Genomic DNA, 26,621 nt, shown 5'->3' on the forward strand with positions numbered 1-26,621 from the left:
TTCATATTCTGCTCTGAATTTACTTTTTTCATAAGTATATCCTGTTTTTAAAAATATCCAGATATCAGGAACACAATGAAATAACATTCAAGCTATCTTCTACTGAAATATTATTATCCATATTTTGTAACCATTCAAATAATCCTGCATTTCTCTGATTTTTTTTATTTTTAAAATGAAATTCATTATTTTTTGTGAAAATCATTTTCAGATATGATTTTTTTTCTTTTTCTTTCATATATATTATTGGTAATTCATTTTCAATATCCATTGCAAGAATTATTTTATCGTGATTATTTCTTATTTCTGAAGCTGATAACCGGTTCTTATAATTGACTATGTTATGAATTGAAAGGAGAGTTTCTATGTCTTTAGGATTTATTATGCCTATAAAAACCTGTTTTTTTATCAATTCAATTCTATCTAAAAAATTCACAGAATTAAAATCTTCAGATCTACATAATTTTATAATTTCTTTTACACATTCATCATGTATCTCTTTATAATCAAAATTAATTCCAAAATTTAATAAATTTAATTCTTTTGCTTTTTCAGAAAAAACAAGGCTATTAAGAGGGACAGATTCTGAATTGTTGTTGATTTTACTTTTAATCTCTTCGATTGAAGGAAAAGTAATAAAAGAATCGGATTCTTCTGTGAGTAAAAGATTTTTCCATTGAATTATTTTATTTTTTGAATTTTCTGCAATTATCAATAGAAAAGGTACTGACTCTTGGTTTAAAATCTTAGACAAAATTCGCTTTTTATATTTAATTTCGTTAGCCAGACTGATGATATGTCCTTTTGGAATCGCTGACATAATCTCACAGAAGCATACCTGGCCGGCTCCATCAACAAACAACATATCAAATTCGCCTAAATCCTGACCATTTCCTCTTAAAACAATATCACCTTCCCCATTATAAAATAAGCCATTTTGTCCATAAACGGCTTTCTGGCTAAAAATAATAGCATCATCCTTCTTTTTTACAATTGCCCTGACAAAGTCGCATTTGGTTAAGATCTCAAGCATTTGCTCATATACAACAGATTCAAATAATTTTCCCTGTGCGATTCCTTTCGCAGAATTATTATTTGAATCAAGATTTTTAAGACTCTGTTTGCTAAGATGCCTTAAGGAGCAGTTTATTAGTTCATCTGTCGGTTCAATATGGCCGAATAATTCGCTAATACATACAGGTAAGGATTTCATTTCATTTGAAAGTCCTTTGATGCTCATTACATTCTGATAATCTGCTGAATTTATTGCTTCCATGTTTTCCACCTCAATTTTTGAGAATTTTTAACTATGTTCCATATATATGAAACATTTTTCAGCCTTCAGGAGAATCTGGTTGATCACCTTTCAGGTTAATATTGAAATTATCCAGAAAACATTATAGCATATATTGATGATATTCAATATTATATGTTGAATATCCACATTTTAACTGCAGGGGCAAATGTTGATAAAGGAATTCAAAGAATTACCCGTTTCTATCCTGTTGAAAAATATGTAATAATAACTGAAGAAAACCCACCTGATGATGTTCAGATGAGTATTGAAAAAGTGATTGAAGTATGCCATTCAGCGCTTGATATTCCGTTAGATGTGATTCCTTATAAAAAAGGAGATTTAAATGATCTAATGGAAAAAATTATTGAAATCAGAAAAAATTATCCTGAGGCGAAGTTATATTTCAATATAACATTTGGACGTAAGGATTTTGCCATAATGACATTTATGGGGGCATTGTGGCTGGATGGAATTGGATATTATCTTCCAAAAGAGTTTGAAAAACCTTTGGAATTTCCTACTCCAAAAATGCCTATGAACACACTTTCAAAGAATAAATTGTATCAGCAGATTCTGAGAGAGCTAGTTGGAAATACAAATCAAAGAATCAACCAGAGTATTCTAAAAAACAGGATTTCTAAAAATCCAAATAATAATAAAACACTTAGTTCCCAGGTTCTCTCACAGGCAATTGGTGTTCTTGAGGAGGCATCTCTTGTTAATAAAGAAGTAAACGGCAGAGAGACAATAATTTCTATCACGCTTGCCGGAAGGATTGCCTACTCCATGTTACCTTAATTTTTATTCAAATGTAACTATTCACCCCGTTAAACTATTTTAAGTCCATTTAACCGCCAGATCTTTATATAATGGTCGCAGATTAATTTTTAATGGATATGCTTTCTGATCGGGAACAGATATTACATTTTGTTCTAACCAATCCCCAAGCTGCAACTGATCTCATTTTGGATTTACATCAGATAGTTAAAAAACAGGCTGAAAAGATCATTGAACTTGAAGAACGAATCGAGAAACTAGAGGCACAACTAAAACAAAATAGCCGCAATAGCAGCCTTCCGCCTTCAACTGACATTTACAAACCAAAACCAAAAAGCCTGCGGAAAAAAAGCGGCAGGAAACCCGGGGGTCAGAATAATCATAAGGGTAAAACCCTTAAAATGGTGAAAGATCCTGATGAAATCATCTCACATCCGGTTTCAATATGTAAATGTGGGCATACTCTCAGGAAAATTAAACCTTTTAAAATTTTGAAAAGACAGGAATTTGAAATTCCACCCGTTAAAATCAAAGTAATCGAGCACCAGGCAGAAGTAAAGATCTGTCCTGTCTGTGGAAAAAAGACTGTTGGCAAATTTCCATCATATGTTACAAATCCGGTTCAATACGGTCCTAATTTTAAGTCAGAAGTGATGTACCTGAAGGATGAACTTATGCTGCCATTCGAAAAAACATCAACATATTTCAAAGATAAATATGGTCAAAAGATTAGTCCGGCTACAATTCTGAATATTTGCATGGAGGCATATGAATCTCTGGATAAATTTGAACATGAGGTCGAAGAAAATTTACTCCAATCGCCTGTTTTACATGCAGATGAAACCGGATTAAGAGTTCTTGGAAACAGATGGTGGCTGCATACGATAGGTAATGAGAGATTGACTTTGTACGCTGTTCATCAAAAAAGAGGATCAAAAGCGGTTGATGATATTGGAATTATTTCAAAATTCAAAGGAATTCTGGTACATGATTTCTGGGCAACATATTTCAGATACGATTGTAAGCATTCTCTTTGTAATGCTCATATTATGAGGGAATTAGAAGGAATTGTCGACGGTTACAAACAAAAATGGGCTGGAAAGATGAAGTCTCTCTTAGAAAATATTTATGATTTCATATTTGTTAAGAAAAAACGAGACCAAGAGAAACTGATTGAATTTAAACAGATTTATCAGACTGTTTTAAAGGGAGGGTTTGAAGAAAATCCACCGCCAGTACGGCCTGATGATAAAAAGAGGGGACGGATTAAGAAGTCAAAACCACTTAATCTTCTGATGAGGATGGATGAGTATCGCGAAGATATTCTGAGGTTTATGTACAATTCTATCGTACCATTTACAAACAATCTGGCAGAACGAGATGTCAGAATGATGAAAGTACAACAGAAAATTTCAGGGACGTTTAGATCAAGAGAGGGAGCAGAGATTTTCTGCAGAATCAGAGGGTATATCTCAACTGTCAGGAAAAATGGGAAGTCAGTGTATGAGGCTCTGAAAAAACTGGCCGAAGGTCAGCCCTTCAATGTTCAGGATCTCATAGCTGAATAGTTACATTCAAATTATAAATCAAGTGTTCAATTATTAATGATCTGAGTCTCTATTGAACTTTTTCGTAGAACCTCTTGTCCAAAGGACCCTATTGGATTATATTCTATATATTCAGGCTTTTTTCCATTTCCAATAATTATTTTTTTGGCAGATATTTTACTTGCGTAACTTATTATTTGATCTGCCCCTTCACGCTCCAAATTATCCGGGTTTCCGGAAAATTGAAGAATCTCACAACTGCAATTTTTGTAATTGAAATTATTAATAAAATTTTCAATAATAATGAGATTTCGGTCTGATTTGAGTGTTTCTTGTCTTGATTGTAAAGAACAATCCGGTCCACCATTAAATTTTTTACCACATCCAAATACCAGCATATGTAAATTTGGATTGCTAAAAACAGGATGCTCTATTTTTTTCCCTAGATCTTTTGAATTAGGCATTATATAAAGTGCCTGAATGTCATAACCTAAATATTTTGAATATTCTGATGCGGTTTCCATTATTTTTATATCAGTTTTAGTGTCTTCCAAAACTGCAAGAATTGTAGGTTTTTGTTTAGATTTAGATGTCTCCAATAATTCATCTTTTTGTGTAGAATTATTCTCCCCTGTAAAAATATGTCCTGTTCTATAAAGTAATCCCCCTTTTTTATAACTATTTTTATTAGCATTGACTGAACCTGAATTCGCAACTTCATTAGATTCCTCAATATGTTCATATTGTGTTTTTAAATCCATGAGTTTACCTTTAAGTTCAACAATTTCAGATTGAATTTTCAACTCCTTTTCTTCAGTCATTAATTTTAATAAGGCCTGTTCTTTTGAGAGGATTTTTTGTTCAATATCCTGAATTTCTTTCTCTAACTGCAAATTATTCATTTAAAGCCTGCCACGTTTAGTATATTTTAATACAATAAAAATTATTAAAATTGCCTTTTATTTTAATTAATCCAGTTGTAAATTCCACCTCTCTGAAAGTAGTGATTAGAATTAATCAATTCGGAAATATTATCCCTGGTTACACTTTCAAGTGGAATGTCGATACCTGGATATTCAGTGTTTATATGAACACACCCCGATGGAGAAAGCATGAAATATGAATCCAGCATTTCTGCAGAACTTTCAAAAACAGGGAATTTTCCATTTTTCAACCTAATCTCCGAATTACGTTTTTTATAATTATTAAACTCTTCATCAGTAATCGAAAATAACTCGCATGCTTCATCATTTTGTCCGGGAACGTGCATGAACTGAAATACTTTCCATCTTTCAGGATTAAGTTCGTTTATTAATCCCCCCATATATTCATTTATTGATAATTTTGTAACGGTTGTGTTTATTTTTAATTTAATTTCACATTTTTCTGCTAATCTGGCAACCTGAATTGAATTTTGAATATGTTTGCCCAAACCCCTGCCTAGTTTTTTTTCTACAATTTCTGAAGCTGAATCGACTGATATGCCTATCCAGTCAAGATAAGGAGATATTCTCTTCAGTTTTTCATTATCAACAAGTGATCCATTAGTCACGATACTTGTTGTAAACCCCATTTCTTTGGCTTTTTCTACAAGTTCAAAGATTCTTGGACTCATGAAAGGTTCTCCACCAACAAAATTTACTTTTTCAATTCCAAGATCGTTTAATTTTTCATAAATATTCTCTGGTTTCAGAGATGCTTCCATTTCTCCTTTCATTTTTTGAGTACAACAAAACTTGCAATTGTAGTTGCATTTCGAAGTGAAATGCCAGTTTACTGAACGGATCATCTTATTGAATGTCATTTTATCTCCATACCGGGTAAAGCTGTAGAATTTAGGTCTACAGGCATTACCTCAATGATAGTTTTAAAAAATACAGATAAAATTAAATTTAGAAATAATTTCCAAAATTAGAAATAATTTTATATTTATGATTGAAATTACTTTTATGGTAGAACCAGAGGAAAAACATATTCATATTATGGCTGCAGGGGCCAGTATAGAAGAAACTTATCGTCATATTGTGATGAATATTAAATCTCCTTATGGAAAACCAATTGATATAACCTATGTCCTGATTGAATCTGATGTTCTCAAAAATAATAATGATCCCAAAAAAATCAGAATTAAACAGGCATATGATAATGTCAGAATCCTATCAGATCAATATAAAATAGAATATTATCCGGCAGAATTTGATAAATTAGATATTAATTCTATAAGACATGCAATTGCTGACATTAAACTCAAATATCCAAATGCCTATTTCTCATTTAATATAACCGGTGGAACAAAAATCCACACAATAGGACTTTTATTAATGTCCATTTGGTTAATTGGTGATGCTTATTATGTATCCGAAGATTCAGAAATTCAGAAAATTTCAATTCCTAAAATGTATGTCGAAGATGTATCTTCAAATCCAAATTATATTTCAATTTTAAAAATATTGTCCGGGAAAAAAGAAGGAGAGTTAAGGAAATCTCTTGAAAGTAAAATGAGAGAGTTATATCGACCTGTTAGAAATACCGGAGATAAAAAAACAGACAGAGTAATGCACGGAGGTACCCTTACTAAAATGACTGAGGTTTTAGAAAACTGGGAATTAATTCAGGAAACTGAGGTCTTTAAAACCAGTATGAAAGGTAAACAAAAAAGATCTGTTAAATCGGTTAATAAAAAAGAAAAACGATTTATTATAACAGAAAATGGAGAACTGGCTTTAAAATTTGCTTTAGCTAATAATAAATGAATGATTTTGTTGATAAAAACAGAAATGATTTCCAAGTATGGTTTTATTAAATCTCTGTTCATTATTTGTTATCAAGAAAAGGAGGTGAAAATAAGTGAGTAAAAAAGCAATGACACCATCAGCGGCTGGACGTATTCAGGCTGCTGCAGCAAAGACGGGGAACAATTCAGGTTTTGCATCAAGAGCACAATCCGCTGCTGCTAAAAATGCAGGGAAAAAATAACCTGTTTGATTCTTTAAATTCAACTTTTTTTTAATGTCATCCTCTCGGAGTCTCAGCAGCCTTCAGAATAAATTCATAATCCTCTTCCGGAATAATCCGCATTGCCGTTCTCAGATGTCCGGTCCACTGTATTTTATTTGTGATGAACTCCAAGTTTGGTATCAGGGATTTAAAATCCAGAGGTTCATTGAATATTTTTACAGGCTTTAATTTTATGCGGAAAGGAAAATTCTCTTCACCTGGCATCGTTGATGGTTTGATAAAAACCTGCGATACATCTTCAAAAGGTTTTGATGTAATCTCAAAAGCGGCGGTTATTGCTGATGGAAGAATTGTGTCTCCCACATTTTCCTGTTTGACAAATATCAGAATTTTATCTTCGGGTTTCGATCTCTCAATGCTATTTTTATTCCTCTTTGGAACACCCCAGAGATTCTTCTTTTTTATAACTTCCCAGTTATCCCGGTTGGTTGATGCAATCCAGATTGTCATTAAATAATAATTAAAACTTATATCTTATTAAAATCCTTTTGAATTAAATTAATTATTATCAATTAAAAGAGTGAAAATAAGGGATTTTGATACCAGGACAAACCACCAATTTTGATACTTTTATAAAGATTCAAATCCCTGTTTGATTATATCTGTCATTAAGAGTCGTCGTCTTTCAAGGAATTCAGTATATTCCATATTTTCCCAATTATCGGGCAATGCATGATTTATGTGCATGAGTCTCCATTGTTCCTCTGTAAATTTTTTTTCTTCTTTAATTTTTAGAAGGTATTCTTGCGGCGGAGTGTCGCTAATTCTTATATTATCTGGCCATTCTACGAATGAGAAATTTGCCACCTGATTTATTAGTTTAAAATCTTCTATTCCTTCACGCATTAAGTAAGCTTTTGGAAAGAGATGATGCCTATCCATAAATTTCTTTTTAGCTTTTATTGAAGGGTCAAGGAGATTGGATATGTACTTATTTGAAAATAATGCTGTTGAATTTTGCTTTATTTGTGAGGCATAAAATGCATATATTACAGGATTACGTACAGAAGAGGTAATTAATTCATTTGGAAGAGATATTGTCCAAAAATCAGGTGTCAGAGTATTATTTATTGCATTTTCCAGAACGCTTTTAAACTCTTCTTCTGTTTGAAGATCTTTTATGAGATTTAAATCACTGTCCATCATTGATTCTGGGGAACTGCTATATCTTCCAGAGAGAGTTATTGTATAGAACCATCTTGAGATTAACCTATCAAGTTCATATTGTGCAAGTTTGAACTGATTTTTTCCAATAAGATAGAATGCATATGCAAATAGAAGGGCATTTTCCGATGATATCAGATTGCCACTCTTAAAACCTGCACCCTGTAGAGCTGAGAAAAACTGATGCCAATTTGTTAAATCAAGTACAGATTTCTGGCTGATTCTTAGTTTTTCAAATTGTTCATTTCTTTTTTCTTCCGAATATTTTCCTGTAGTATGATCCTTGCCTCTGAGTATTTGATAGACACTTTGTAATTTTCCACGCTTAAAAGCAAGAGCAACTGATACTCTTAGCAATTGATCAGGAGACGGTGTTATGAAATGATTATAGGGTGAGGGTTTTCCGCCAGGTTTTACAGGGAATCGCGATTCGTAACAGAATGTTTCAAGTTCTTTCCTTAAATCTTCGCCGAATACTGAAAGTAATGTAAGGATAAAATCAGATTGATTGAGTTTGACACCTTCACTGTTTATTCTTACAAATATATCGGCTACCTGCGCTTCATCAACTGTTGAGGCGATTTCAAGGGCAGTAAAGGGGTACTTCTGAAGATCAAACAATCTGTCAAGATTATGGCTTATTTTGTCTTCTTCTTCATCGGAAATCTCCCTTTTTTCCTTTATTTTGTTTAGGAAATCCTTTACAATTGTATAACTAGATTTTCCATCTGACCAAATTTTTGATATATCATCTATAAATTCAGTATCCTTTTTTGTAGCGGCATCAGATACACTAAACTTTCCATCTGTTGGTCTAAATGCAATTTCTATTATCTTTTCCTGATAATTTTCATCCTTTACAGGTTGTCCACGAAATACAGAATAAAGAGATGTTAACCTTTGCTGGCCGTCAATGATAAGTAGATTTGGAATTTTATGCTGTTTTCCTTCAGTTCCAATCTGCCTAACATCTGTTCTTGAAGGATTGTTCCAAAACAGGAGGTACCCAATTGGAAATCCCCGATACATGGAATCAAACAGATCCCTGACTTTAGATGCAGACCATACAAAAGGACGCTGAATATCCGGAAGACCAATGTCTCCTATCTCAATATATGTAAGCAGACTTGAGAGATCCATATCCACTTTTTTAAAAATTGTTCTATCTTCATTCATAATTATATCCCAATAAAAAAGGAATGAAATATTATCCAATCCCCAAAATGCATATTAATAACCTAATATAGTAATTATTTGCAGGCATTGAAAATCTTTTTCTTTATTAGAGCTTTTTCTTTATTAGAGTATAAAAAAACCAAGCTATTCTATATAAATTAAATTATTCAGGAAAATACTCTTCAATTGACCTATTTAATATTTCTTCTGTATTATCATATATCTCTTGAGAAGATTTTTTTAAAATCATTAAAAATGAATATTGTGTATCGGCATGAATTTGTCTAACCTCATCTGAAATTTTGAATCCAAATTCCATAGAGGCTTCATATTGTATATTTTTTACATTTAATGGGAGATTCGGATGACAAAGTTCAGAAAGAGTATTATAGATGCTCAAAACAGGAAACCCATATAAATTTGCATCCATTTTTTTAATCATCGTTAAACAATTAATACTTTCATATTTTACATCAGGTTCTTTATTTTCCTGGTCTTGAGGATAATCAGAATATTTTAATCCATAGAACAAGCGATTTAAAGTGTTGAAAAATAATTTTTCCTTTTCAGGAGACTGATCAGAATTATAAAAAGTATCCAATCCTTTTTTGAGGTATTCTATAGCACTCCATAATTCTATTTGATGCCTGATTAGAAGAGGTATGGAAATATAATTTTCTGATTGAAATAATGTGAGTGTGCCTATTTTTATCTCTGATGCTCTGGATAGACAATTTCGTAAATAATCAAATGTAAGATATACAGGATACTTATGGTTTGGATGGCCGCTTTCTTCTACAATTTTTTTTAATATAACCTAAGTTTGCCAGTTTCCTCTCCTAACCTTTAGGAGATTTCATCTATCTCAATCAAATTTTTGTCAGGAAACTGTATTTGACAGTTAGTTATTTTTCGTGAATCTGATCATGAAACTGCCCAATTCAACCTTAGAATCATGGTGTTTATGGGGTCAAAGTTAGAATAGATCCACTTTTTTGTCTTCCGTTGCCACGAATCCACAGTAACTGTCAAATTCGATATTGATTTTTTGATGAATTTTGTTGACGTATGCTTTAGTTCTGCAATCTCATATCTCAACAGTGAGATGAATAACTGGGCAATAAATCCTATTAGAATCGCTCCATAAATGCTTTCATCTGTCCATACTCTCAAGGGTTTGATTTCGATTTCATTTTTAAGGGAATGGAATATCTTCTCAATCGAGTCTTTTTTTCTGTAAGTCAGAAGTGCTTCATGAAGTGTCAAATTCTTACTTGATTTCAGGCAAAAAAATCCTTCTCTGCCGGTGATTATCTTATCTTCAAGTAGTCTTACAGCCTCATCTTCCGAAAGTTCAACCAGTTTTGTCTGGACAAAGTAATCCACATCTATGAGCAGATTATTGATTCTGAATTTTTTTGGAAGTTTTTTCTTTTTTTCAATACATTCCTGAATATTTTTTGGGCTCTTCGCTGTTTTGAATGGGTGAAATTTAATCAGTTGGATCAGCAATTCAGCCAGAAATCTCAGGAATTGATCAGTTAGATTAAGGAATGTGTTATAATCCTGCTGAAAACCCGGATGATTCAGTAGAAGTTGTAATAACTACCCACACGATCTGACGAAGAGCCATTTTTTGCCTCTTTAATCTGTCTTAGGACTTTTCGAGCTCTTGAATCCAGTTGTTCTTTCTGTAATTTTTTTGAAAAGTAGAGATAATTGATACTGTTTGGTTTTTTGATTTTAATTCCGCAAATTCCGGTTTCCTCATCAATGGTCTCGGGATGATAATTCTCGAAATTTGCAATTATCTTATCATCACTCTTGTTTAGCTTCTTTGCAGTTATGTACTGCATATTATCTGCCCGGATCATTGCAGTATTTTTGATACTGTTAGCTCCCTTATCAAAAATCACAAGTGATTCAGGTTTTAGCCTTTTTCTTACCTGGCTGTATGTTTTTTTGAAATGACTCTGATCATTTGTGTTTCCGGGTTCAATAGTAAGTCCTATTGGAATGTTTATGGGTTCTGCAAGTTCAGTAACGCCAATAGTTATTTGTTTTTTATCCGGTCTGTGATCACGGCTGTAACCATATTTCCCAAGTCCTGCTTTATTTCCATGGAGTACCAGGCTTGTCCAGTCCATGTTGATGTTCGTATGCTCGAAGTCATATCTCTCAAATATTACATCCTGTATGTCTGAGAGTATTTCTTCTCTGTTTGTCCCGATGATTTCAAGAACACGGTACAGGGTTCTTTCACTAAATGGATTTAGATCAAACAATTCAAGGACTTCAATTCTGTTGATCCATTCATGACTTCTTTTAATGCTAAAGTTATCACTCAGTTTGTAACTAATAAGGGCCTTGAGTAATTTATTGATATCAACCCCATGTCTCTTATGTTTCCCAAATATCCCGTTGAAATTGAGACTTTCATACAGTCTTTTGACAAGGCAAATGGTACCAATAGGAAAGGATATATTTTCGTTAGGCTCAATTTCATTAGTTCTTAGTTTTGTTTGCATTTTGCTCGATTCAAACATCGCTAAGAACACTATTAATTTTTATCAACTGGCAAAGTTAGGTGAGAAGACAAAAAATCAGGATTATTCTGGATGAATAATTTAAAAGAATCTAAAAGTTTTTGCTCGTCAAAATCGTTTGAGCTCTTCACTTTAGACAGGAGTGCTGATATGGGGATTCGAACCCCAGTCGTCGGCGTGAGAGGCCGACATGATTGGCCGGACTACACTATATCAGCTAAAAATTGTGTCTAAATTGCGTATATTATATCGTCCTGAATAGTACTTAAAGATTGATAATTTGATTTTGGAAAATTCTGTTCTTTTGTGGTTAGTTCTCTGTGTGCTTTTCTCTCTGTCACGTTCTCTTTATCATGTTCTTTGTATGATGCCCGGATAAAATGTCTGATGCCAAAAGAAAGCCAAAAAAAGAATTAAAAAAACAGATCTTTTAGTCCTTTTACATGAAAGTTAATTTGTAACTTACATGAAACCGGTGCATGAAAAAAATTATCATGGACGTTTTTAGAGAAGATCTGACTACAAAACCGCCCCTGCCTTTATTTTAAAATGTTATTTTAAAGAGTTATTATTGATTATTATTTCTAAGTGGTATTTTAAAGAGTTATTTTAGTGTTATTTTAAAGACACCGCCTGCTTCATCATCCCGACGTAATTTCTAAGTTCACTACAGGCACGGCTTATATCTTCCCTGTTTTTCTCAATAATTGATACAATCGCACTTCCGACAATAACACCGTCAGCACCTGCCCGGATAATCTCTTCTGCATGCAAAGGCTCTGATATTCCAAACCCTACTGCAACAGGTACATCCTTTCCGGCTAAATCAAGTGCTCTTCTGACTCTTTGAAGAAGATAATATGCTTCCCCTGAAACCTCAGAACGCTTTCCGGTAACGCCAAGCGCTGAAACGAGATAAATAAATCCAAAAGCCATCTCTAAAATGCCGTAAAGCCTCTCATCCGATGTGGTCTGTGTCACAAGAAAAATCTGTGCAATTCCGGTTTTAAGAGATGCAGAGTACACTTCTCCTGCCTCTTCAGGCGGCATATCAACGATTAAAATTCCGTCAACGCCGGCCTCTTTCGCCTCATTGTAAAACCTGTCAATCCCCCGCTGGTAAACAATATTTGCATATACAAGAAAAACAACCGCAACATCTGAATATTTCCTGATATCTTTTACAATCTCAAATACACCATCAACACTAATTCCCGCATCAATAGCCCTTTTATCTCCTGCCTGGATTACACCTCCGTCTGCAACAGGATCTGAAAAAGGCACACCAAGCTCCAGAACATCACACCCGCCGTCAATCAAAGCCTTTGCTATTTGAACAGAATCTGAAATTGTCGGATCTCCGGCGACTGTGTATGCCACAAATCCGGGCTTTTCAAATGCACGTGAAAGTCTTTCCCTTCCCAAAATTCCTTTTGCCAAAACACCGTCCATTAAAAATCCCTCCCATACATCTTAGAAACCGATGCCACATCCTTATCTCCCCTTCCTGAAAGACAGATTACAACTATGTCATCCTCTGAAAACTCATCCTTATTTTTAAGAACATATGATACTGCATGGGAGGATTCAAGTGCCGGAATAATTCCTTCTGTCCTTGAAAGATACGAAAAAGCCTCCAAGACCTCATCATCCATAGCATATGAGTATAAAACCCTTCCCTCATCAAAAAGCATACTGTGTTCAGGGCCGACTCCGGGATAGTCAAGTCCGGCTGAAACAGAATGTGTCTCTCCAATCTGGCCGTCTTCATCCTGGATTAGGTAAGATAATGCCCCGTGAAGAATTCCGGGCCTTCCGGTATTCAGAGTCGCACCATTATCACTGGCTTTTAGCCCTCTTCCGCCTGCCTCAACGCCAATCATTTTTACATCATCAGAGAGCATGGGGTAAAACATACCGATTGCATTTGAGCCTCCGCCGACACATGCAACAAGTGCGGATGGAAGCCTCCCCTCTTTTTTTAAGCACTGCTCTTTTGTCTCATCTCCAATAACTGACTGAAAATCCCTGACAATCTCCGGGAAAGGATGCGGGCCGACAACTGATCCTATAAGATAATGTGTGAAGTCCACACTTCCTGCCCATTCGCGAAGAGCCTCGTTTGTCGCATCCTTAAGAGTCCTTGTCCCCGATTTTACCGGATGGACTTTGGCGCCCATAAGCTCCATTCTAAAAACATTGAGCTTTTGCCTCTCGCAGTCCTCCTCGCCCATGAACACTTCGACAGGAAGGCCAAGAACTGCTCCTGCAATCGCTGTTGCAACACCGTGCTGACCGGCGCCGGTCTCTGCAATCAGCCGCTTTTTTCCAATCGCCTTTGCAAGAATTGCCTGTCCTAATGTATTGTTTAATTTGTGTGCTCCGCCGTGGAGAAGATCCTCTCTTTTAAGATAGACTTTACAGCCGCAGTCTTCTGACATGTTTTTACAAAATGTAAGGGGCGTCTTTCGTCCGGCGTACTCACAGAGATAATAATCAAGCTCGGACTTAAATCCGGCATCATCTTTTAGTCTTTTGTATTCTCTCTCAAGCTCATACAAAGCCTCCATAAGAGTCTCAGGCACAAACCGCCCGCCGTAATTGCCATAGTATCCTCTTTTCGCACTCATTTCATGCCTCCCTGCAAATTTCTATGAATTTTCGTAATTTTTGCCTGTCTTTTACTCCCTTTGACTTCTCAACACCTGATGAGACATCAACAGCAAAAGGGGAAATATCTTTTATTGCATCAAAAACATTATCGGGTGTAAGCCCTCCTGCAAGAATTATCGGAACTTTTGAAATTTTTGCAACTTTCAATGCAAAATCCCTGTCATACGCTATTCCCATTCCTTTGCTGTTGTCAATTACTAAGGCATCGCAGAGTGGAATATCTCCATAGTCAGAGATATAGCGGTAAACTTTTGTTTTTATATTTTCCGGGATGATCAAATCTCTCGAAATCTGAAGGGCATCAGGCTTTAGAGACATAATCACATCAACATCTGAATTATTAATCGTGTTTGTGACACAGATCTTCTCTGTTTTTGGTGAGAGAGCCTCAAAAATTTCTCTTGCACGTTTAATTGTAATACAGCGCTTAGAATCCGAACAGACTATTACTCCTATTGCATCTGCCCCTTCTTCTTCAGCGATTAATGCATCACGGATAGTTGTGATGCCGCAAATTTTTACGCGAATACAAATCCCTCCAGCACTTCTTTTGGATCTTTGGCTTTCATAAGCGCCGTTCCAATCAAAAATCCATTACAATATTTTTTAAGCGCAGAAATATCTGCATTTGTCTTAATGCCACTTTCAGAGACTGCCAAAACTCCTGAATCAGATAAAATTTCAGAGATCTCTTTTGTTTTATTAAGATCAATTTTCATATCCACAAGATTTCTGTTGTTAATCCCCACAATTTTTGCATCTGAATTCAGAGCATTTTCAGCCTCAGAAAAACTTCTGACTTCAACCAGAGGCTCGATTGCAAATGACTGACAAAGTGAGATAAAATCTTTCAAATTCTCCTTTAAAACTTTGGAAATCAAAAGAACAGAGTCTGCCCCACATACATATGATTCATAAATCTGGATTTTAGATACAATGAAATCCTTTCTTAATACAGGAAGTTTAGTTGACTCTTTGACCTGCATTAAGTAATCAACAGACCCTTCAAAGAAGAAAGGCTCAGTCAAAACCGATATTGCACATGCCCCTCCTGCCTCATAAATGCCTGCCAGTTCATTTGGCTTTTTTTGAGAGTTAATTGACTTATCTGAGGGTGTTTTGTATTTAATCTCTGCAATTACTGCGTTTTTATCAGTACTGCAGTTATCAAAGGCTTCTTTAATGTTTAGAGGGTGTCTTTTTTCATCCTCTGCTCTCACTATTATCTCAGGATTTATTGCTGATGCACGTATGTGTGATTTCGCACAAATTTCGGCTAAAATCATATTTTGCCTCCTGAAAGCTCAATTAAATTCTCAAGCTTCAAAAGAGCCTCTCCTGAGTCAATTGACTTTTCACAAAGTCTGATTCCATCCTTTAGGCTTCCTGCCTTTTCTCCAAGATATACTGCCGCTCCTGCATTTAAAACGACAATGTCTCTTTTTGGCCCTTCTTCGCCTTTTAGAACTCTTTTTATTATGGAAGCGTTTAAAGTTGCATCCCCGCCTGAAAGACTTTTTTCATCTGCCCTTTCAAATCCAAATTCTTCTGCATCAAGGATGTATGTTGATACTTTGCCTCGTTTAAGTTCAGATACTGTTGTAGGGCCGGTAGTTGCTATCTCATCATATCCGTCACCGTGGACAACCATCGCCCTTTTTGTACCTAAAATATTAAGAACATCTGCTATTTTTTCAGTAAGCGAATTGTCATATACTCCCAAAAGCTGTGCTGAAGCACCTGCAGGGTTTGAAAGAGGGCCTGTGATATTAAAAAAACTCCGAATCCCAATCTCCTTTCTTGCCCTTCCTGCATACTTCATCGCCGGATGATAAGCCTGGGCAAATAAAAATCCGATTCCGTTACTTTCTGTAATCTCACAAACCTTCTTTGGGGATATGTCAATATTAACTCCGAGTGCTTCTAAAACATCAGCCGAACCGCATCTGCTTGAAACCCCGCGGTTTCCATGCTTTACGACAAAAGCTCCTGCTCCTGCGGCAGTAAATGCCGCGGCAGTGCTTATATTAAATGTGTTTTTCAAATCACCTCCTGTTCCGCAGGTGTCAACAAGCATCCCTCCTGATTTGGGCTTTGGTGAGATTGAAACCGCATTTTTTCTGACAATCGATGCAAAAGCGGCAATTTCAAGGCTTGTTTCCCCTTTCATTGCAAGAGCTGTCAGAAAAGCACCGATCTGGCTGTCTGATGCATTGCCGGTGATTATATCATTCATCGCACCTTCTGCTTCAGGTGTGCTTAAGTCAAATCTCCGGGATGCCTTTTGGATGCACTCTGCAATCATTGCATCACTCCCTGAGAGAGGAAATTCCTGATGATTTTATCGCCGTTTTTTGTCATGATGCTTTCAGGATGAAACTGGAGGCCAAAAACAGGGTAACTGCTGTGAGAAACTGCCATTATCATCTTGTCATCGGCACTTCTTGCAGTAACAGTTAAGCAATCAGGCAGGGTATTTTCATCAACTGCGAGGGAATGATATCTTGTTGCAGTAAATGAATTTTTAATTCCACTAAAAATCCCGGAGCAGTTATGATTTATTTCTGATGTCATACCGTGAACCGGTTTTCCTGTGCAGACTACATCTCCGCCAAAGAAATGGCAGATTGCCTGATGGCCAAGACAAACTCCAAGTATCGGAATTTTTCTGTGAAAGTCCTTTAAAACCTTAAGACAGAGTTTTGTATCCTCCGGCTTTCCGGGACCTGGTGATAGAACAATTCTGTCAAATTGTGAAATATAAGAAAAATCCTCCGAAGAATCACATTTTATAACCTCGCATTCGGCACCGAGTGAGCCAATCTGCTGGCAGAGGTTGTATGTGAAACTGTCATAGCAGTCAATAATCAAAACCTTCATTTTATCCCCCCTGCCGATAAAATAGCAGACATCATGCAAAAGGCCTTGTTCTCTGATTCGAGAAATTCAGATTCAGGAACAGAATCGGCAACAATACCTGCACCTGACTGAAAATAAGCAGTTTTGTTTTTGACTACCACTGTTCTTATTGTAATTGCAAAATCAATATTTCCGTTAAGTCCAATATATCCCACAGCGCCTGCATAAAGGCCTCTTTTTGTCTTTTCAAGCTCTTCTATTATCTCAATCGCCCGAATCTTTGGTGCTCCTGATACAGTTCCGGCAGGAAAGCATGACATGAAGGCATCAAGAGAAGTTTTACCCTCTAAGAGTTCACCCTCAACTGTTGATACGATATGCTGAACATGTGAGAATTTCTCAACTGTCATAAAATCCCTGACACGGACACTTCCATATTTAGATATCCGGCCGATATCGTTTCTTGAAAGATCTACAAGCATCAGATGTTCTGCGCATTCTTTTTTATCAGATAAAAGCTCATGTTCAAGCAAAACGTCTTCTTTTGGTGTTGCACCTCTTTTTCTTGTTCCTGCAATCGGTACTGATTCAACCCTTCTTTCCTCAACTTTGATAAGCATCTCAGGACTTGCGCCGGCGATTTGCATATCCGAAAAATCAAGGTAATACATGTAAGGACCAGGATTGATTCTTCTCATCTCGCGGTATATCAGAAATGGATCAGAACTGAAGGGACATTTAGATCCCTTTGACAAAACAACCTGGAAAATATCTCCGTTTTTGATATAATCCTTTGCAGTCCTGACAATCTCTTCAAACTCTTCTTTAGAAACACTGCTGATACATTCAGGATTTTTTTCCATTTCATTTGAAAAGAAAGTGCTTTTTTTCTCATTATTTTTCTTTAGATGCTTTAGAACTCTATCCAGGGTTTTTGTAATTTCATTTTGGTCTTTTTCAAAACAAAAGTCTGATTCTTTTTCATCAGATTTTTTAATGCCATTTTCTTCAGGATTTAGTAGCAAACTTTTTTCTATATCATCTGACTTTGTCTGGAAATGGAGAATTGTTATTGTATCTTTGATATGATCAAAGACCAAAAGCTCTTTTGGAAGTAAGAATTCTGCAAGAGGAAAATCATAATTTTCTTCTTTGTCTTTTTTAAATCCTTCAATTTTTTTGTCTTTTGACAAATCCAATGCAAAATCATATGAAAAGTATCCTGCAAGACCTCCTGAATATCCCGGGATTTGTGGAGATTCATAATCTATGCTTTTTAGAATCGATTGCAGATTTTCAGTCGAAAAAGTTTCTCCTTCGAAATCGAAGAAATTGCCAAACGGCCCTGTTATCCGGATATCGGGATCTGCTTTAATGTGCAGTAAAAGACCTGTTCCTACAACAGAATATCTAGTATTTCGCCCTGTATTTTCCATTGATTCAAGCAAAAAACCATAATCGGATCGAAGCGCCTCATATGCCAAAACAGGAGAAATCCTTGGATTTTTAAATGTCTTATATACCGCAGTTAAGAAATTTTTAAAATCTTTTTTTTCCTGACCTGAACTCTTATTATATGAAGATAAATGGGATTTATCCTCAAATGCTGGTTTTATGCCGCTGTCCATTCCACCGGCATCACCAAACCTGTTTTTTCAATTGCTTTCATAATTAACAATAAATATTTCCCTTTGTACATATTTATACATTATTGTACTAATTTGTAAAAATGATTTTTTGCATTGAATTTTAGCATGAATAATTCACAAGCAGATTTGGTATGGAAAAAGAGGATAAATCTGATTTGGATTTTATATGAAAATCACGCTGTTATTTACAGGAAATTATTGTATGAAAAATTATTTCATGAATCTATTTCCTGAAATCAAATTTCTGTTTTTATGATAGCTGCGCATGAAAAATCGTTTTGATAACCTTTTTTTAATAAAATCAAATCCTGATTTGCCGGCAAAAAAAGACTTGTATTCAAAAGTGAAAAAAGATTTAATTTTTATAAGCAAATTAAAAAGCTAAATTAGTGCTTAATTTATCAGAAGCATTATTCTCAGCGATTTTACCGGAAAATAATTTGTATATTTCTCCTGATAATACAAGCAAAATTCCAAAAAATGCGATCACCAGCCAGTCTGATAAATTAAGTGCCACTGTTTTAAAAACGGCCTGGAATGGTGGAGAATATACTACAATTAACTGTAAAACAAGACTTGAGAGTATTGCAATAATAATATAAGGATTTGAGAAAAATCCACGTGTTCTTAAGGTCTGTCTGAATGACCTGAAATTCAGAACATTTAACAACTCAATTATAATAATTCCCGTAAATGCAATTGTTCTTGCCTTTTCAAGGTCAAAATCATACAGCAGGAAAAGGGCAAGTGTTGAAAGACCAATATAAATTCCTGCGACAAGAATCATCAGGAGTGTTTTTTTTCCAAGAACAGGTTCATTAGGATTTTTTGGTTGTTGGCGCATGATGTCTTTTTCTGCAGGCTCAAGTCCAAGTGCAAGTGCTGATACACCATCTGTTACAAGGTTCATCCATAAAATCTGAAGAGGAAGAAGGATTAAAGGAAGACCCATAAGCATTCCGGATATTATCGCTATTACCTCTCCTACGTTTGAAGACAAAAGATAACGTGTGAATTTCTGGATATTGTCATACTCACGCCTTCCCTCGTGTATTCCTGAGACGATACTTTCGAAATTATCATCCAGAAGAATCATATCACCAGCTTCTTTTGCAACATCGCTTCCCTTAATACCCATTGCAATTCCGATATCAGCTTTTTTAAGCGCCGGAGCATCGTTTACTCCGTCCCCTGTCATTGCAACAATATGGCCGTCCTGATTCAAAACATCAATTATTCTTAGTTTATGTTCAGCATTTACCCTTGCAAGAATTTTTACATGTGACAATTTGTCCAAAAGAGCTTTGTCATCGAGATTGTCTATATCAGTGCCTTTCAAGACACCATCGCTTTTTAGTTCGACAGATTCTGCAACAGCTTTTGCAGTAATCTCAAAATCACCTGTAATCATTATTACATCAACATCTGCTGTCCGGCAAAGAGCTATTGCATCTTTTGCCTCAGAACGGGGAGGATCTATTATTCCTGCAAATCCAAAAAATACCAGACTGCTTTCAGCCTCTTCTGAATTATCCGGGATTTTGTCCAGCCTTTTTGAGGCAATCGCCAGGACTCTTAGCCCTTCACGGGCGAATGACTCATAAACGTCTTTTAAAATCTCTCTGTCATTATCTAATAAGGGCACAGCAGTTTTATTTTTGTAAATATGACTGCAAAGTTTCAGTATTATCTCAGGAGCGCCTTTTGAATAGGCAACGAATCCTTCATCTCTTTCATATATAGTTGTCATCCTCTTTCTGGATGAGTCAAATGAAAATTCCTTTGCGATCTTTTGCATGGGAAGTTTATATTCCGGAATATCTGCTTTGTGCGCCGCAGTAACTAGTGCTCCTTCGGTCGGAGTTCCGATAACTGACCATTCACCCTTGCTTTTTTTAAGAATTGCATGATTGCAGAAAAGACCTGCCTGCAGAAATTTTAAAAGTCCGTCATATTCATTTGGAGGTACAGGTTTTTCATTTAGGAAAAATTCACCTTTAGGGTCATATCCGCTTCCGCTTACAAAAAAAACCATGTCAGGAACATAAATTTTTGTTAAAGTCATCTCATTTTTAGTAAGTGTTCCTGTCTTGTCAGTGCAGATAACTGAAACCGAACCTAATGTTTCAGAAGCCGACAAATGCCTGATAAGGCACTTTTTTTTGTACATGCTCTTTATTCCGACTGCCAAAGTCAGTGTCACAACCGCAGGAAGCCCTTCGGGGATAACCGCAACTGCAAGAGAGACAGTTGTCATAAACATCTCCATCAGATTGCGACTCTGAAAAATTCCAAGAATAACTATTAAAAAAGCTACAAATACAGATATTGCACTGATATTTTTGCCAAGTGTATTCATCTGCCTTGAAAGGACAGTTTCATCCTCTGATATTTTAGAGGTAAGGCCTGCAATCTTTCCAAATTCTGTATTCATTCCGGTTTCAACAACTATTCCGCGTCCGCGTCCGTTTGTGACAACTGTTCCCATAAAAGCCATATTGTATTTATCGCCTGTCATTGCGTCAGGCTCTGATGGAGAAGTGTTTTTCAAAACAGGAGCAGATTCGCCTGTAAGAACCGATTCATCGATTTGAAGGGTCGTTTCCTCAAACAAAAAAATGTCCGCCGGGACTTTTCTTCCGCTTTCCAAAATAACTATGTCTCCCAAAACCACATCTTCAGAATTTATAACTGTCTCTGTATTGTTTTTAAGAACATAAGCAGACAGACCAAGCATCTTTTTTAGTGCATCAATTGCTTTTCTTGCCTGCCATTCCTGGAAAAAACCAAGAATTGCATTTAGTAAAATTATAGCAATAATTGCTGAAAAATCAATTAATTCTCCGACTGCAAACGATGCCAGTGCGGCAAAAATAAGTATTCCTATTAAAATGCTTTTAAACTGGGAGATAAATATTTCAAAAGCAGATAATTTTACCTCTTCTTCTAATTTGTTTGGACCATACTCTAAAAGCCTTTTATCTCTTTCTTCATCTGATATTCCGGACATATCTGCATTGAGGCTTTTAAAAACCTCTTCTTTTGAAAGAGTATGCCATAAGATTTTTTCAGAGTCAGATTTTTGATCCACGATAACGGTAATTAATCAGCCACAATAATAATTCTATTGTGTGAATTATGATAAATGTAAAAAAAATTCTTTTTTTAATCTTTTTTTAGTTAAGACTTTAAAAAAGGGATATCTCATGTTTTGTTTGAGGTAAAATATTTTGTTTAATCTTTAAATTTTCAGGTTTTTTAATATTTTATTCACTACCAATAAGTATCAGTTTAACCCCATTAATAACAACACAATATGGCCTCCATCGAAGAAGAAATCAAAGCAATTGAAGACGAGATCTCCAATACAAAATACAACAAAGCCACATCCAACCATATCGGCAGACTTAAAGCGAAACTTGCAAAGATAAAAGACGAGGCAGTATCCCGTGCAATGGCCTCTTCCGGCGGCGGAGAAGGCTACGCTGTTAAAAAATCAGGTGACGGGACTGTAGTTTTGGTTGGATTTCCGTCTGTTGGTAAATCCACACTTTTAAACAAGCTTACAGGTACAGAAAGCGAGACTGCAAGTTATGCCTTTACAACATTAACTGTAGTGCCCGGGTCAATGGAGCATAAAGGCGCAAACATTCAGATTCTTGATATCCCCGGACTTATTGCAGGTGCGGCGATGGGCAAGGGACGCGGAAAGGAGGTAATCGCGGTTGTCAGAAGTGCTGATCTTATTCTTCTTTTAGGTGATGTTTACAATGAAAAGCACATCAACGTCCTCATAAAAGAGCTCAACGATGCCGGAATAAGGCTGAATAAGGAAAAACCCGATATTACAATTAAAAAGACTTCAAACGGCGGTATAAGATTTAATACTGTTGGACGTGCCGGGCTTGATCTTGAAGAGATAAGATCGATGCTTGCCGAAAACAAGGTAATGAATGCAGATGTCTTAACCCGTGGCAATGTCACACAGGACGATTTTGTTGATGCAATGATGGGAAGCAGAGTATATATTCCTGCATTCTTCGCTGTCAATAAAGTTGATCTGGTAGATGAAGAGAGAAGGCAGGAGATAATTGGAGATGTTACAGACAGATTTGGACGTCCTCCTATTATGCTTTCTGCCCACAGCGGATATAATATCGAGCATTTAAAAGATGAAATCTATAATCAGCTTGGATTCATTAGAATTTATTTAAAGCCTGTCGGCGGAAAGGCAGATTTAAAAGAGCCTTTAATCATAAGAGCGCCTGCAACTGTTGAGTCAGTATGCAACAAGCTTCACCGCGAATTTGTTGAAAAATTCAGGTATGCAAAAGTATGGGGTGATTCTGTAAAGCACGATGCACAGCGTGTCGGACTTAACCACACATTAGAAGACGGAGATATTTTAACAGTTGTAACAAAAGCGTGAGAAAGTTCAGGTCCGGGCAAAATAGTTTTTTTTCTTTGATTTAATTTTCAATCAAAGAATTGAACCGGTTTTTTGTAGCTACTATACTCTTAAATTCTCGAACAGATAATTAGTCTTTATGAATATTCGTATAGTCCTTGAACCCAGTGAGGAAGGAGGATATACAGTCTATGTTCCTTCACTCCCCGGTTGTATCAGTGAGGGTGATACAAGGGAAGAGGCGATAGAGAATATTAAAGAGGCAATTGATCTTTTCCTTGAACCGATCGAAGATGAAGTAATTCTCGGTGAAAGAGCAGAACAGATCGAGATAGCTGTATGAAGAAAGTTCCCTTTCTGGATTACGACAAAGTAGTGCGAGCACTTCAAAGAGACGGTTTTGTTATAGTCAGAACAAAGGGAAGTCATATCCGTCTTCATAAAAACATGGCTGATGAGACTATTAAACTTACAATTCCAATGCATAAACCAATAAAGAGATCAACTCTTTCCCATATCCTGAAACAGGCTGATATGACTCTAAAAGATTTGGAAGAACTTATTTGACTGATTTGCTTTGTCTCAAAAAGATCAGGATCAAAGTCCAGAAAATATTTTTTTTCTTTTGGGGTTTTGTTTTTTAATAAATTAAAGATAATTTTATAGAATTATAGTTGTATATTATCAAATATGCAAGAATTTTATCTTTCTGATAATATAGTTCAGGGAGAAGAAATTCCCTTCTATATTCTGTGGAAGGGAGATGAAATTAAATCATTAAAATTAGAAATTACAGGTTTTTCTAAATTTATTGAAATATATAATGCTGATGATTACGAACTATCCTCAAATTCTCTTTTCGTATCAAAGACCGAAACACCTGGTTATCTTGGAGGATTGATTTCAACCTGTATTTCAGATGTACCGCAGGTGTCAGCTTCTATGAAAGTAAATTTAGAATATGCTAATGGTCAAAAAAAAGAGTTTTTTGAAAATAGGATATTATATACTACGAAAATAATCCCTAAATCTATTCCTGAAATAATCGATCTTTCAAATCCCGAATATGAAAAGATATTAATTGATTTAAAGGGAGAAACATCTGTTTTTTTTAAAGTAAATAAGCTAGATGAAAATGAATGTGAAATGGATTATTTACCTGAGGTAAAAATGCTATTTCTCAATATCGGTGAGGTAATTCATTCTGGGTTGATTGATTTAAAGGCTGAATATCCAGCTTATACTGATTTTATTGATTATATACTTGAATTTGACAATTCAAAAACTATTAGTACACTTTCTGAAGAGGTTGAAAGAGAGATTGAATCTAAATATTCAGATGCAATTAGTGATGAAATTTTTTTATCAACTATTGCTGATATTTTTATAACAGCAATGCTGGGGAATGCTGATTTTAAAAAGAATATATTGGGTTCTACTTATGAATATTTTAAAGAAACCAGAAATACAAATAGAGTTTTTTTCAACGATCCTTTATTAAATATTTATTCTCCGAAAGGATTATGCAATATGGCTCTTGAACTTGTTGCTTTAGATGTTCTTAAACAACAATCTGATACAATTAAATTAAAAATAATGATTGAAGGGGAGGAGGAGATTTTCGTTCCTATTGTTGATCTCTTTTCCTTTAGGAGGGTTTCATGATTACAGAAGTAGCTACTGCAACATATTTAGAAACAAAAGAATTCATTAAAATCGCCAAACATATCCAAAACCAGATTGAGTCAAATAAAAAACAAAGTCTTAGAATTGAATGCAATAAAGGTATAGGGACAATTTCTACATTCGTGAAAATAGATGGTAAATTCGATAAATGGTATCGAAAGATTACTGGAGGGAAAATAGTAATACCTTCTTTACATTTATATGATGTAAAAACAACCATTTATTCCCCATTTCCAGATAGAATTACTAATAACTCTACTATCCACGGTGATAAGTGTATTATTGATTTAAATCCCGCCTTGGAAGCGGATTTTTTTAGTTTTGATTTATCATATAGAATAGATCCTGACTACTCTCGTCAATTAGTAAAATCAAGATCTCCTGCAGAATTAATTAAAGGGAAAGTAAAATATGATTTAACTGCACAGTTGAAAAATCCAAAATCATTACAAATGGGTTTATCAGAAGTAGATATTGAAAATTTTCCAGTTACAGCCCGGATACATATAAATGAAAAAATAAATTCCCAAATTCCTGAGTATATTAAAAGATTAACAGAATTAGAATTTAGTGATGATAGAAATCCTCATAATTTTAAAATTGAAATAAAAAATAAACAAGAAATTGCCCGGTTAAGAAAAAAATTAGGGAATGAAAAGTTAGAGGACAAAATAAATAACTTGTCTCATCTTCTATCTGAAAGAAATTTTATTAATTACATAAATATGGATGGTGAATTTAAATTAAATGGTTGTGAGAGAGGAAGTGATTTCTTTAAAGCTTTTGGTAGGTATCAATTACCAAAATACATGAATGTTGTTTCTTTAACTGATTTAAGTCTGGAAAAAATGGCTGCTAAAGGAACTCTAATATATGATTCAAAATCATTTGATCGAGATGTAAAAAATTCCTTTTAATATTTCATTTTCGCCCTTTAAATACATTATTTTATGTGGCATAATCCCTAACTATTATTTATCAGGAGCATTTATGGATTCAGTGAAAAATAGAATACGGGCTCATAAGAATGCAAAAAAGGGAATAAATGATATTATAAATAAAAAAGAATACGTCCTTATAATCCATTATTCTTGTGAGGGGTTTAATGATGTTTTTGAATCTAAAACACCTAGAATTGCCTCTATTGTAGTAAAAAATTTTGATAATGGGCAAACTAAATCATTTTCAATTGACACCACTGCTGAAAAAGAAGATGTGGGTAATTCGAGAATTATGCAAAATTATGATTCATTGGAAAAAAAATTTTTAGACGGTTTTTTTGCATATGTGAAAGAACACCCTCAGAATTATTGGATAAATTGGAATATGAGGAATATAAAATATGGATTTGAAGCTATAAATCAAAGATATAGAGTTCTAGGAGGGACACCCTTTGAAATTGATGAAAACCATCGACTGGATCTATCAAGGATCTTTGATGAATTGTATGGTGAAAAATATATCAAGGACTCTAAGTTAATAGCACTAGCACAAAAAAATAATTTTAATCAAAGTGATTTATTAAACGGAAAAGAGGAGGCTGAGGCTTTTCAAAATGGTGAATTCGCAAAAATACATCTCTCCACTTTAAGAAAAGTTGAACTAATTGATAAGTATTTGAGACATTCTGCAGAAAGTCGATTAAAAACTGATACAAGCATAAGACAAATCTATGGCTTAACTCCTCAAGGTATTTTTGAGTTAGCTAAGGAGAATTGGGTTATCAGCTTGGTATTTACTATTATTGGTATAATTATTTGTACAATAATAACAATGGTGATCTCAAAATTATTCACTTTTTAATGAATATAGATAATTCTT

Annotated in this window: 25 protein-coding genes, 1 tRNA gene and 1 pseudogene; 10 read left to right on the forward strand and 17 right to left on the reverse strand. The window is 35.0% G+C overall.

Annotated features, from left to right (window positions below):
• Positions 1-64 precede the first annotated feature (64 nt).
• Entirely contained in the window at positions 65-1,276 is a 1,212-nt protein-coding gene (locus L1994_RS03370) for a hypothetical protein (RefSeq protein ID WP_278100282.1), read from the reverse strand.
• Positions 1,277-1,429: 153 nt separating this feature from the next.
• Between L1994_RS03370 and L1994_RS03375 the strand changes: the two genes are divergently transcribed.
• Both L1994_RS03375 and tnpC read left to right on the forward strand, forming a co-directional pair.
• A complete protein-coding gene (locus tag L1994_RS03375) occupies positions 1,430-2,095 on the forward strand; it encodes a hypothetical protein (RefSeq protein WP_278100283.1) in 666 nt (221 codons plus the stop codon).
• A 92-nt stretch (positions 2,096-2,187) separates the two neighbouring features.
• Positions 2,188-3,642, forward strand: coding sequence for an IS66 family transposase (gene tnpC / locus L1994_RS03380; RefSeq protein ID WP_278100284.1), 1,455 nt, complete (start codon positions 2,188-2,190; stop codon positions 3,640-3,642).
• 26 nt (positions 3,643-3,668) lie between these two features.
• Here tnpC and L1994_RS03385 read toward each other — a convergent pair whose 3' ends face one another.
• Positions 3,669-4,523 carry a hypothetical protein gene (locus L1994_RS03385; protein WP_278100285.1) on the reverse strand — a complete coding sequence of 285 codons (855 nt, stop codon included), beginning with the start codon at positions 4,521-4,523 and terminating at the stop codon, positions 3,669-3,671.
• Positions 4,524-4,585: 62 nt separating this feature from the next.
• Entirely contained in the window at positions 4,586-5,425 is an 840-nt protein-coding gene (locus tag L1994_RS03390; protein ID WP_341275804.1) for a viperin family antiviral radical SAM protein, read from the reverse strand.
• A 145-nt stretch (positions 5,426-5,570) separates the two neighbouring features.
• On the opposite strand from L1994_RS03390, the gene L1994_RS03395 reads away from it, so the two are divergent.
• Positions 5,571-6,374 (forward strand): hypothetical protein, encoded by an 804-nt coding sequence (locus L1994_RS03395; protein WP_278100286.1) that lies wholly within the window; start codon positions 5,571-5,573, stop codon positions 6,372-6,374.
• A 94-nt stretch (positions 6,375-6,468) separates the two neighbouring features.
• Positions 6,469-6,597, forward strand: coding sequence for a hypothetical protein (locus L1994_RS03400; RefSeq protein ID WP_278100287.1), 129 nt, complete (start codon positions 6,469-6,471; stop codon positions 6,595-6,597).
• Positions 6,598-6,633: 36 nt separating this feature from the next.
• Here the strand turns inward: L1994_RS03400 and L1994_RS03405 are convergent, their stop codons facing one another.
• The 14 genes and pseudogenes from L1994_RS03405 to L1994_RS03470 all read right to left on the reverse strand — a co-directional run bounded on the left by L1994_RS03405 (position 6,634) and on the right by L1994_RS03470 (position 21,797).
• Positions 6,634-7,089, reverse strand: coding sequence for an EVE domain-containing protein (locus tag L1994_RS03405; protein WP_278100288.1), 456 nt, complete (start codon positions 7,087-7,089; stop codon positions 6,634-6,636).
• A gap of 120 nt (positions 7,090-7,209) precedes the next feature.
• Positions 7,210-9,018 carry a GmrSD restriction endonuclease domain-containing protein gene (locus L1994_RS03410; protein ID WP_278100289.1) on the reverse strand — a complete coding sequence of 603 codons (1,809 nt, stop codon included), beginning with the start codon at positions 9,016-9,018 and terminating at the stop codon, positions 7,210-7,212.
• A gap of 124 nt (positions 9,019-9,142) precedes the next feature.
• Positions 9,143-9,580 carry a hypothetical protein gene (locus tag L1994_RS03415; protein WP_278100290.1) on the reverse strand — a complete coding sequence of 146 codons (438 nt, stop codon included), beginning with the start codon at positions 9,578-9,580 and terminating at the stop codon, positions 9,143-9,145.
• Between the two features lie 323 nt (positions 9,581-9,903).
• Positions 9,904-10,434 (reverse strand): annotated as a pseudogene (locus L1994_RS03420) (IS1634 family transposase); the annotation flags it as partial.
• A 131-nt stretch (positions 10,435-10,565) separates the two neighbouring features.
• Positions 10,566-11,507: an IS1634 family transposase gene (locus L1994_RS03425; RefSeq protein ID WP_278100291.1), complete on the reverse strand. Its 942-nt coding sequence runs from the start codon at positions 11,505-11,507 to the stop codon at positions 10,566-10,568.
• A gap of 161 nt (positions 11,508-11,668) precedes the next feature.
• Positions 11,669-11,743, reverse strand: a tRNA-Glu gene (locus L1994_RS03430).
• 397 nt (positions 11,744-12,140) lie between these two features.
• On the reverse strand, positions 12,141-12,977 hold the full coding sequence (gene trpA, locus L1994_RS03435) for a tryptophan synthase subunit alpha (protein ID WP_278100292.1): 837 nt from the start codon (positions 12,975-12,977) through the stop codon (positions 12,141-12,143).
• Positions 12,977-14,155, reverse strand: coding sequence for a tryptophan synthase subunit beta (gene trpB, locus L1994_RS03440; protein WP_278100293.1), 1,179 nt, complete (start codon positions 14,153-14,155; stop codon positions 12,977-12,979). The genes trpA and trpB overlap by 1 nt, the downstream gene beginning before the upstream one ends.
• A 1-nt stretch (position 14,156) precedes the next feature.
• Positions 14,157-14,789, reverse strand: coding sequence for a phosphoribosylanthranilate isomerase (locus L1994_RS03445; protein ID WP_341275812.1), 633 nt, complete (start codon positions 14,787-14,789; stop codon positions 14,157-14,159).
• Positions 14,717-15,484, reverse strand: coding sequence for an indole-3-glycerol phosphate synthase TrpC (locus L1994_RS03450; RefSeq protein WP_278100294.1), 768 nt, complete (start codon positions 15,482-15,484; stop codon positions 14,717-14,719). The genes L1994_RS03445 and L1994_RS03450 overlap by 73 nt, the downstream gene beginning before the upstream one ends.
• Positions 15,481-16,503: an anthranilate phosphoribosyltransferase gene (trpD, locus tag L1994_RS03455; protein WP_278100295.1), complete on the reverse strand. Its 1,023-nt coding sequence runs from the start codon at positions 16,501-16,503 to the stop codon at positions 15,481-15,483. The genes L1994_RS03450 and trpD overlap by 4 nt, the downstream gene beginning before the upstream one ends.
• Positions 16,500-17,078 carry an anthranilate synthase component II gene (locus L1994_RS03460; RefSeq protein ID WP_278100296.1) on the reverse strand — a complete coding sequence of 193 codons (579 nt, stop codon included), beginning with the start codon at positions 17,076-17,078 and terminating at the stop codon, positions 16,500-16,502. Before L1994_RS03460 ends, trpD begins: the two co-directional genes overlap by 4 nt.
• Entirely contained in the window at positions 17,075-18,685 is a 1,611-nt protein-coding gene (locus L1994_RS03465) for an anthranilate synthase component I family protein (protein ID WP_278100297.1), read from the reverse strand. Before L1994_RS03465 ends, L1994_RS03460 begins: the two co-directional genes overlap by 4 nt.
• Positions 18,686-19,079: 394 nt before the next feature.
• Positions 19,080-21,797: a cation-translocating P-type ATPase gene (locus L1994_RS03470; protein WP_278100298.1), complete on the reverse strand. Its 2,718-nt coding sequence runs from the start codon at positions 21,795-21,797 to the stop codon at positions 19,080-19,082.
• 225 nt (positions 21,798-22,022) lie between these two features.
• Between L1994_RS03470 and L1994_RS03475 the strand changes: the two genes are divergently transcribed.
• The 6 genes from L1994_RS03475 (at position 22,023) to L1994_RS03500 (ending at position 26,603) form a co-directional block, all read left to right on the forward strand.
• Positions 22,023-23,135, forward strand: a complete 1,113-nt coding sequence (locus L1994_RS03475) for an OBG GTPase family GTP-binding protein (protein WP_278100299.1) — start codon at positions 22,023-22,025, stop codon at positions 23,133-23,135.
• Between the two features lie 118 nt (positions 23,136-23,253).
• Positions 23,254-23,457 (forward strand): type II toxin-antitoxin system HicB family antitoxin, encoded by a 204-nt coding sequence (locus tag L1994_RS03480; RefSeq protein ID WP_278100300.1) that lies wholly within the window; start codon positions 23,254-23,256, stop codon positions 23,455-23,457.
• A complete protein-coding gene (locus L1994_RS03485; RefSeq protein ID WP_278100301.1) occupies positions 23,454-23,681 on the forward strand; it encodes a type II toxin-antitoxin system HicA family toxin in 228 nt (75 codons plus the stop codon). The genes L1994_RS03480 and L1994_RS03485 overlap by 4 nt, the downstream gene beginning before the upstream one ends.
• Before the next feature lie 123 nt (positions 23,682-23,804).
• Positions 23,805-24,779 carry a hypothetical protein gene (locus tag L1994_RS03490; protein WP_278100302.1) on the forward strand — a complete coding sequence of 325 codons (975 nt, stop codon included), beginning with the start codon at positions 23,805-23,807 and terminating at the stop codon, positions 24,777-24,779.
• Positions 24,776-25,717 carry a hypothetical protein gene (locus tag L1994_RS03495; RefSeq protein ID WP_278100303.1) on the forward strand — a complete coding sequence of 314 codons (942 nt, stop codon included), beginning with the start codon at positions 24,776-24,778 and terminating at the stop codon, positions 25,715-25,717. The genes L1994_RS03490 and L1994_RS03495 overlap by 4 nt, the downstream gene beginning before the upstream one ends.
• A 73-nt stretch (positions 25,718-25,790) precedes the next feature.
• A complete protein-coding gene (locus L1994_RS03500; protein WP_278100304.1) occupies positions 25,791-26,603 on the forward strand; it encodes a hypothetical protein in 813 nt (270 codons plus the stop codon).
• Positions 26,604-26,621: the final 18 nt, after the last annotated feature.

The sequence above is a fragment of the Methanomicrobium antiquum genome (genome assembly GCF_029633915.1).
Taxonomy (GTDB): domain Archaea; phylum Halobacteriota; class Methanomicrobia; order Methanomicrobiales; family Methanomicrobiaceae; genus Methanomicrobium; species Methanomicrobium antiquum.

Excerpts from the sequence above, each read along its gene's own strand:
- L1994_RS03495 (WP_278100303.1), top strand. The coding sequence starts at position 24,776 with ATGATTACAGAAGTAGCTACTGCAACATATTTAGAAACAAAAGAATTC.
- trpA (WP_278100292.1), bottom strand. The coding sequence starts at position 12,977 with ATGGACGGTGTTTTGGCAAAAGGAATTTTGGGAAGGGAAAGACTTTCA.
- L1994_RS03405 (WP_278100288.1), bottom strand. The coding sequence starts at position 7,089 with ATGACAATCTGGATTGCATCAACCAACCGGGATAACTGGGAAGTTATA.
- trpD (WP_278100295.1), bottom strand. The coding sequence starts at position 16,503 with ATGATTGCAGAGTGCATCCAAAAGGCATCCCGGAGATTTGACTTAAGC.
- L1994_RS03460 (WP_278100296.1), bottom strand. The coding sequence starts at position 17,078 with ATGAAGGTTTTGATTATTGACTGCTATGACAGTTTCACATACAACCTC.
- L1994_RS03465 (WP_278100297.1), bottom strand. The coding sequence starts at position 18,685 with ATGGACAGCGGCATAAAACCAGCATTTGAGGATAAATCCCATTTATCT.
- L1994_RS03390 (WP_341275804.1), bottom strand. The coding sequence starts at position 5,425 with ATGACATTCAATAAGATGATCCGTTCAGTAAACTGGCATTTCACTTCG.
- L1994_RS03475 (WP_278100299.1), top strand. The coding sequence starts at position 22,023 with ATGGCCTCCATCGAAGAAGAAATCAAAGCAATTGAAGACGAGATCTCC.
- L1994_RS03395 (WP_278100286.1), top strand. The coding sequence starts at position 5,571 with ATGGTAGAACCAGAGGAAAAACATATTCATATTATGGCTGCAGGGGCC.
- L1994_RS03370 (WP_278100282.1), bottom strand. The coding sequence starts at position 1,276 with ATGGAAGCAATAAATTCAGCAGATTATCAGAATGTAATGAGCATCAAA.
- L1994_RS03485 (WP_278100301.1), top strand. The coding sequence starts at position 23,454 with ATGAAGAAAGTTCCCTTTCTGGATTACGACAAAGTAGTGCGAGCACTT.
- L1994_RS03375 (WP_278100283.1), top strand. The coding sequence starts at position 1,430 with ATGTTGAATATCCACATTTTAACTGCAGGGGCAAATGTTGATAAAGGA.
- trpB (WP_278100293.1), bottom strand. The coding sequence starts at position 14,155 with ATGAGTGCGAAAAGAGGATACTATGGCAATTACGGCGGGCGGTTTGTG.
- L1994_RS03500 (WP_278100304.1), top strand. The coding sequence starts at position 25,791 with ATGGATTCAGTGAAAAATAGAATACGGGCTCATAAGAATGCAAAAAAG.
- L1994_RS03450 (WP_278100294.1), bottom strand. The coding sequence starts at position 15,484 with ATGATTTTAGCCGAAATTTGTGCGAAATCACACATACGTGCATCAGCA.
- L1994_RS03480 (WP_278100300.1), top strand. The coding sequence starts at position 23,254 with ATGAATATTCGTATAGTCCTTGAACCCAGTGAGGAAGGAGGATATACA.
- L1994_RS03385 (WP_278100285.1), bottom strand. The coding sequence starts at position 4,523 with ATGAATAATTTGCAGTTAGAGAAAGAAATTCAGGATATTGAACAAAAA.
- L1994_RS03490 (WP_278100302.1), top strand. The coding sequence starts at position 23,805 with ATGCAAGAATTTTATCTTTCTGATAATATAGTTCAGGGAGAAGAAATT.
- tnpC (WP_278100284.1), top strand. The coding sequence starts at position 2,188 with ATGGATATGCTTTCTGATCGGGAACAGATATTACATTTTGTTCTAACC.
- L1994_RS03425 (WP_278100291.1), bottom strand. The coding sequence starts at position 11,507 with ATGCAAACAAAACTAAGAACTAATGAAATTGAGCCTAACGAAAATATA.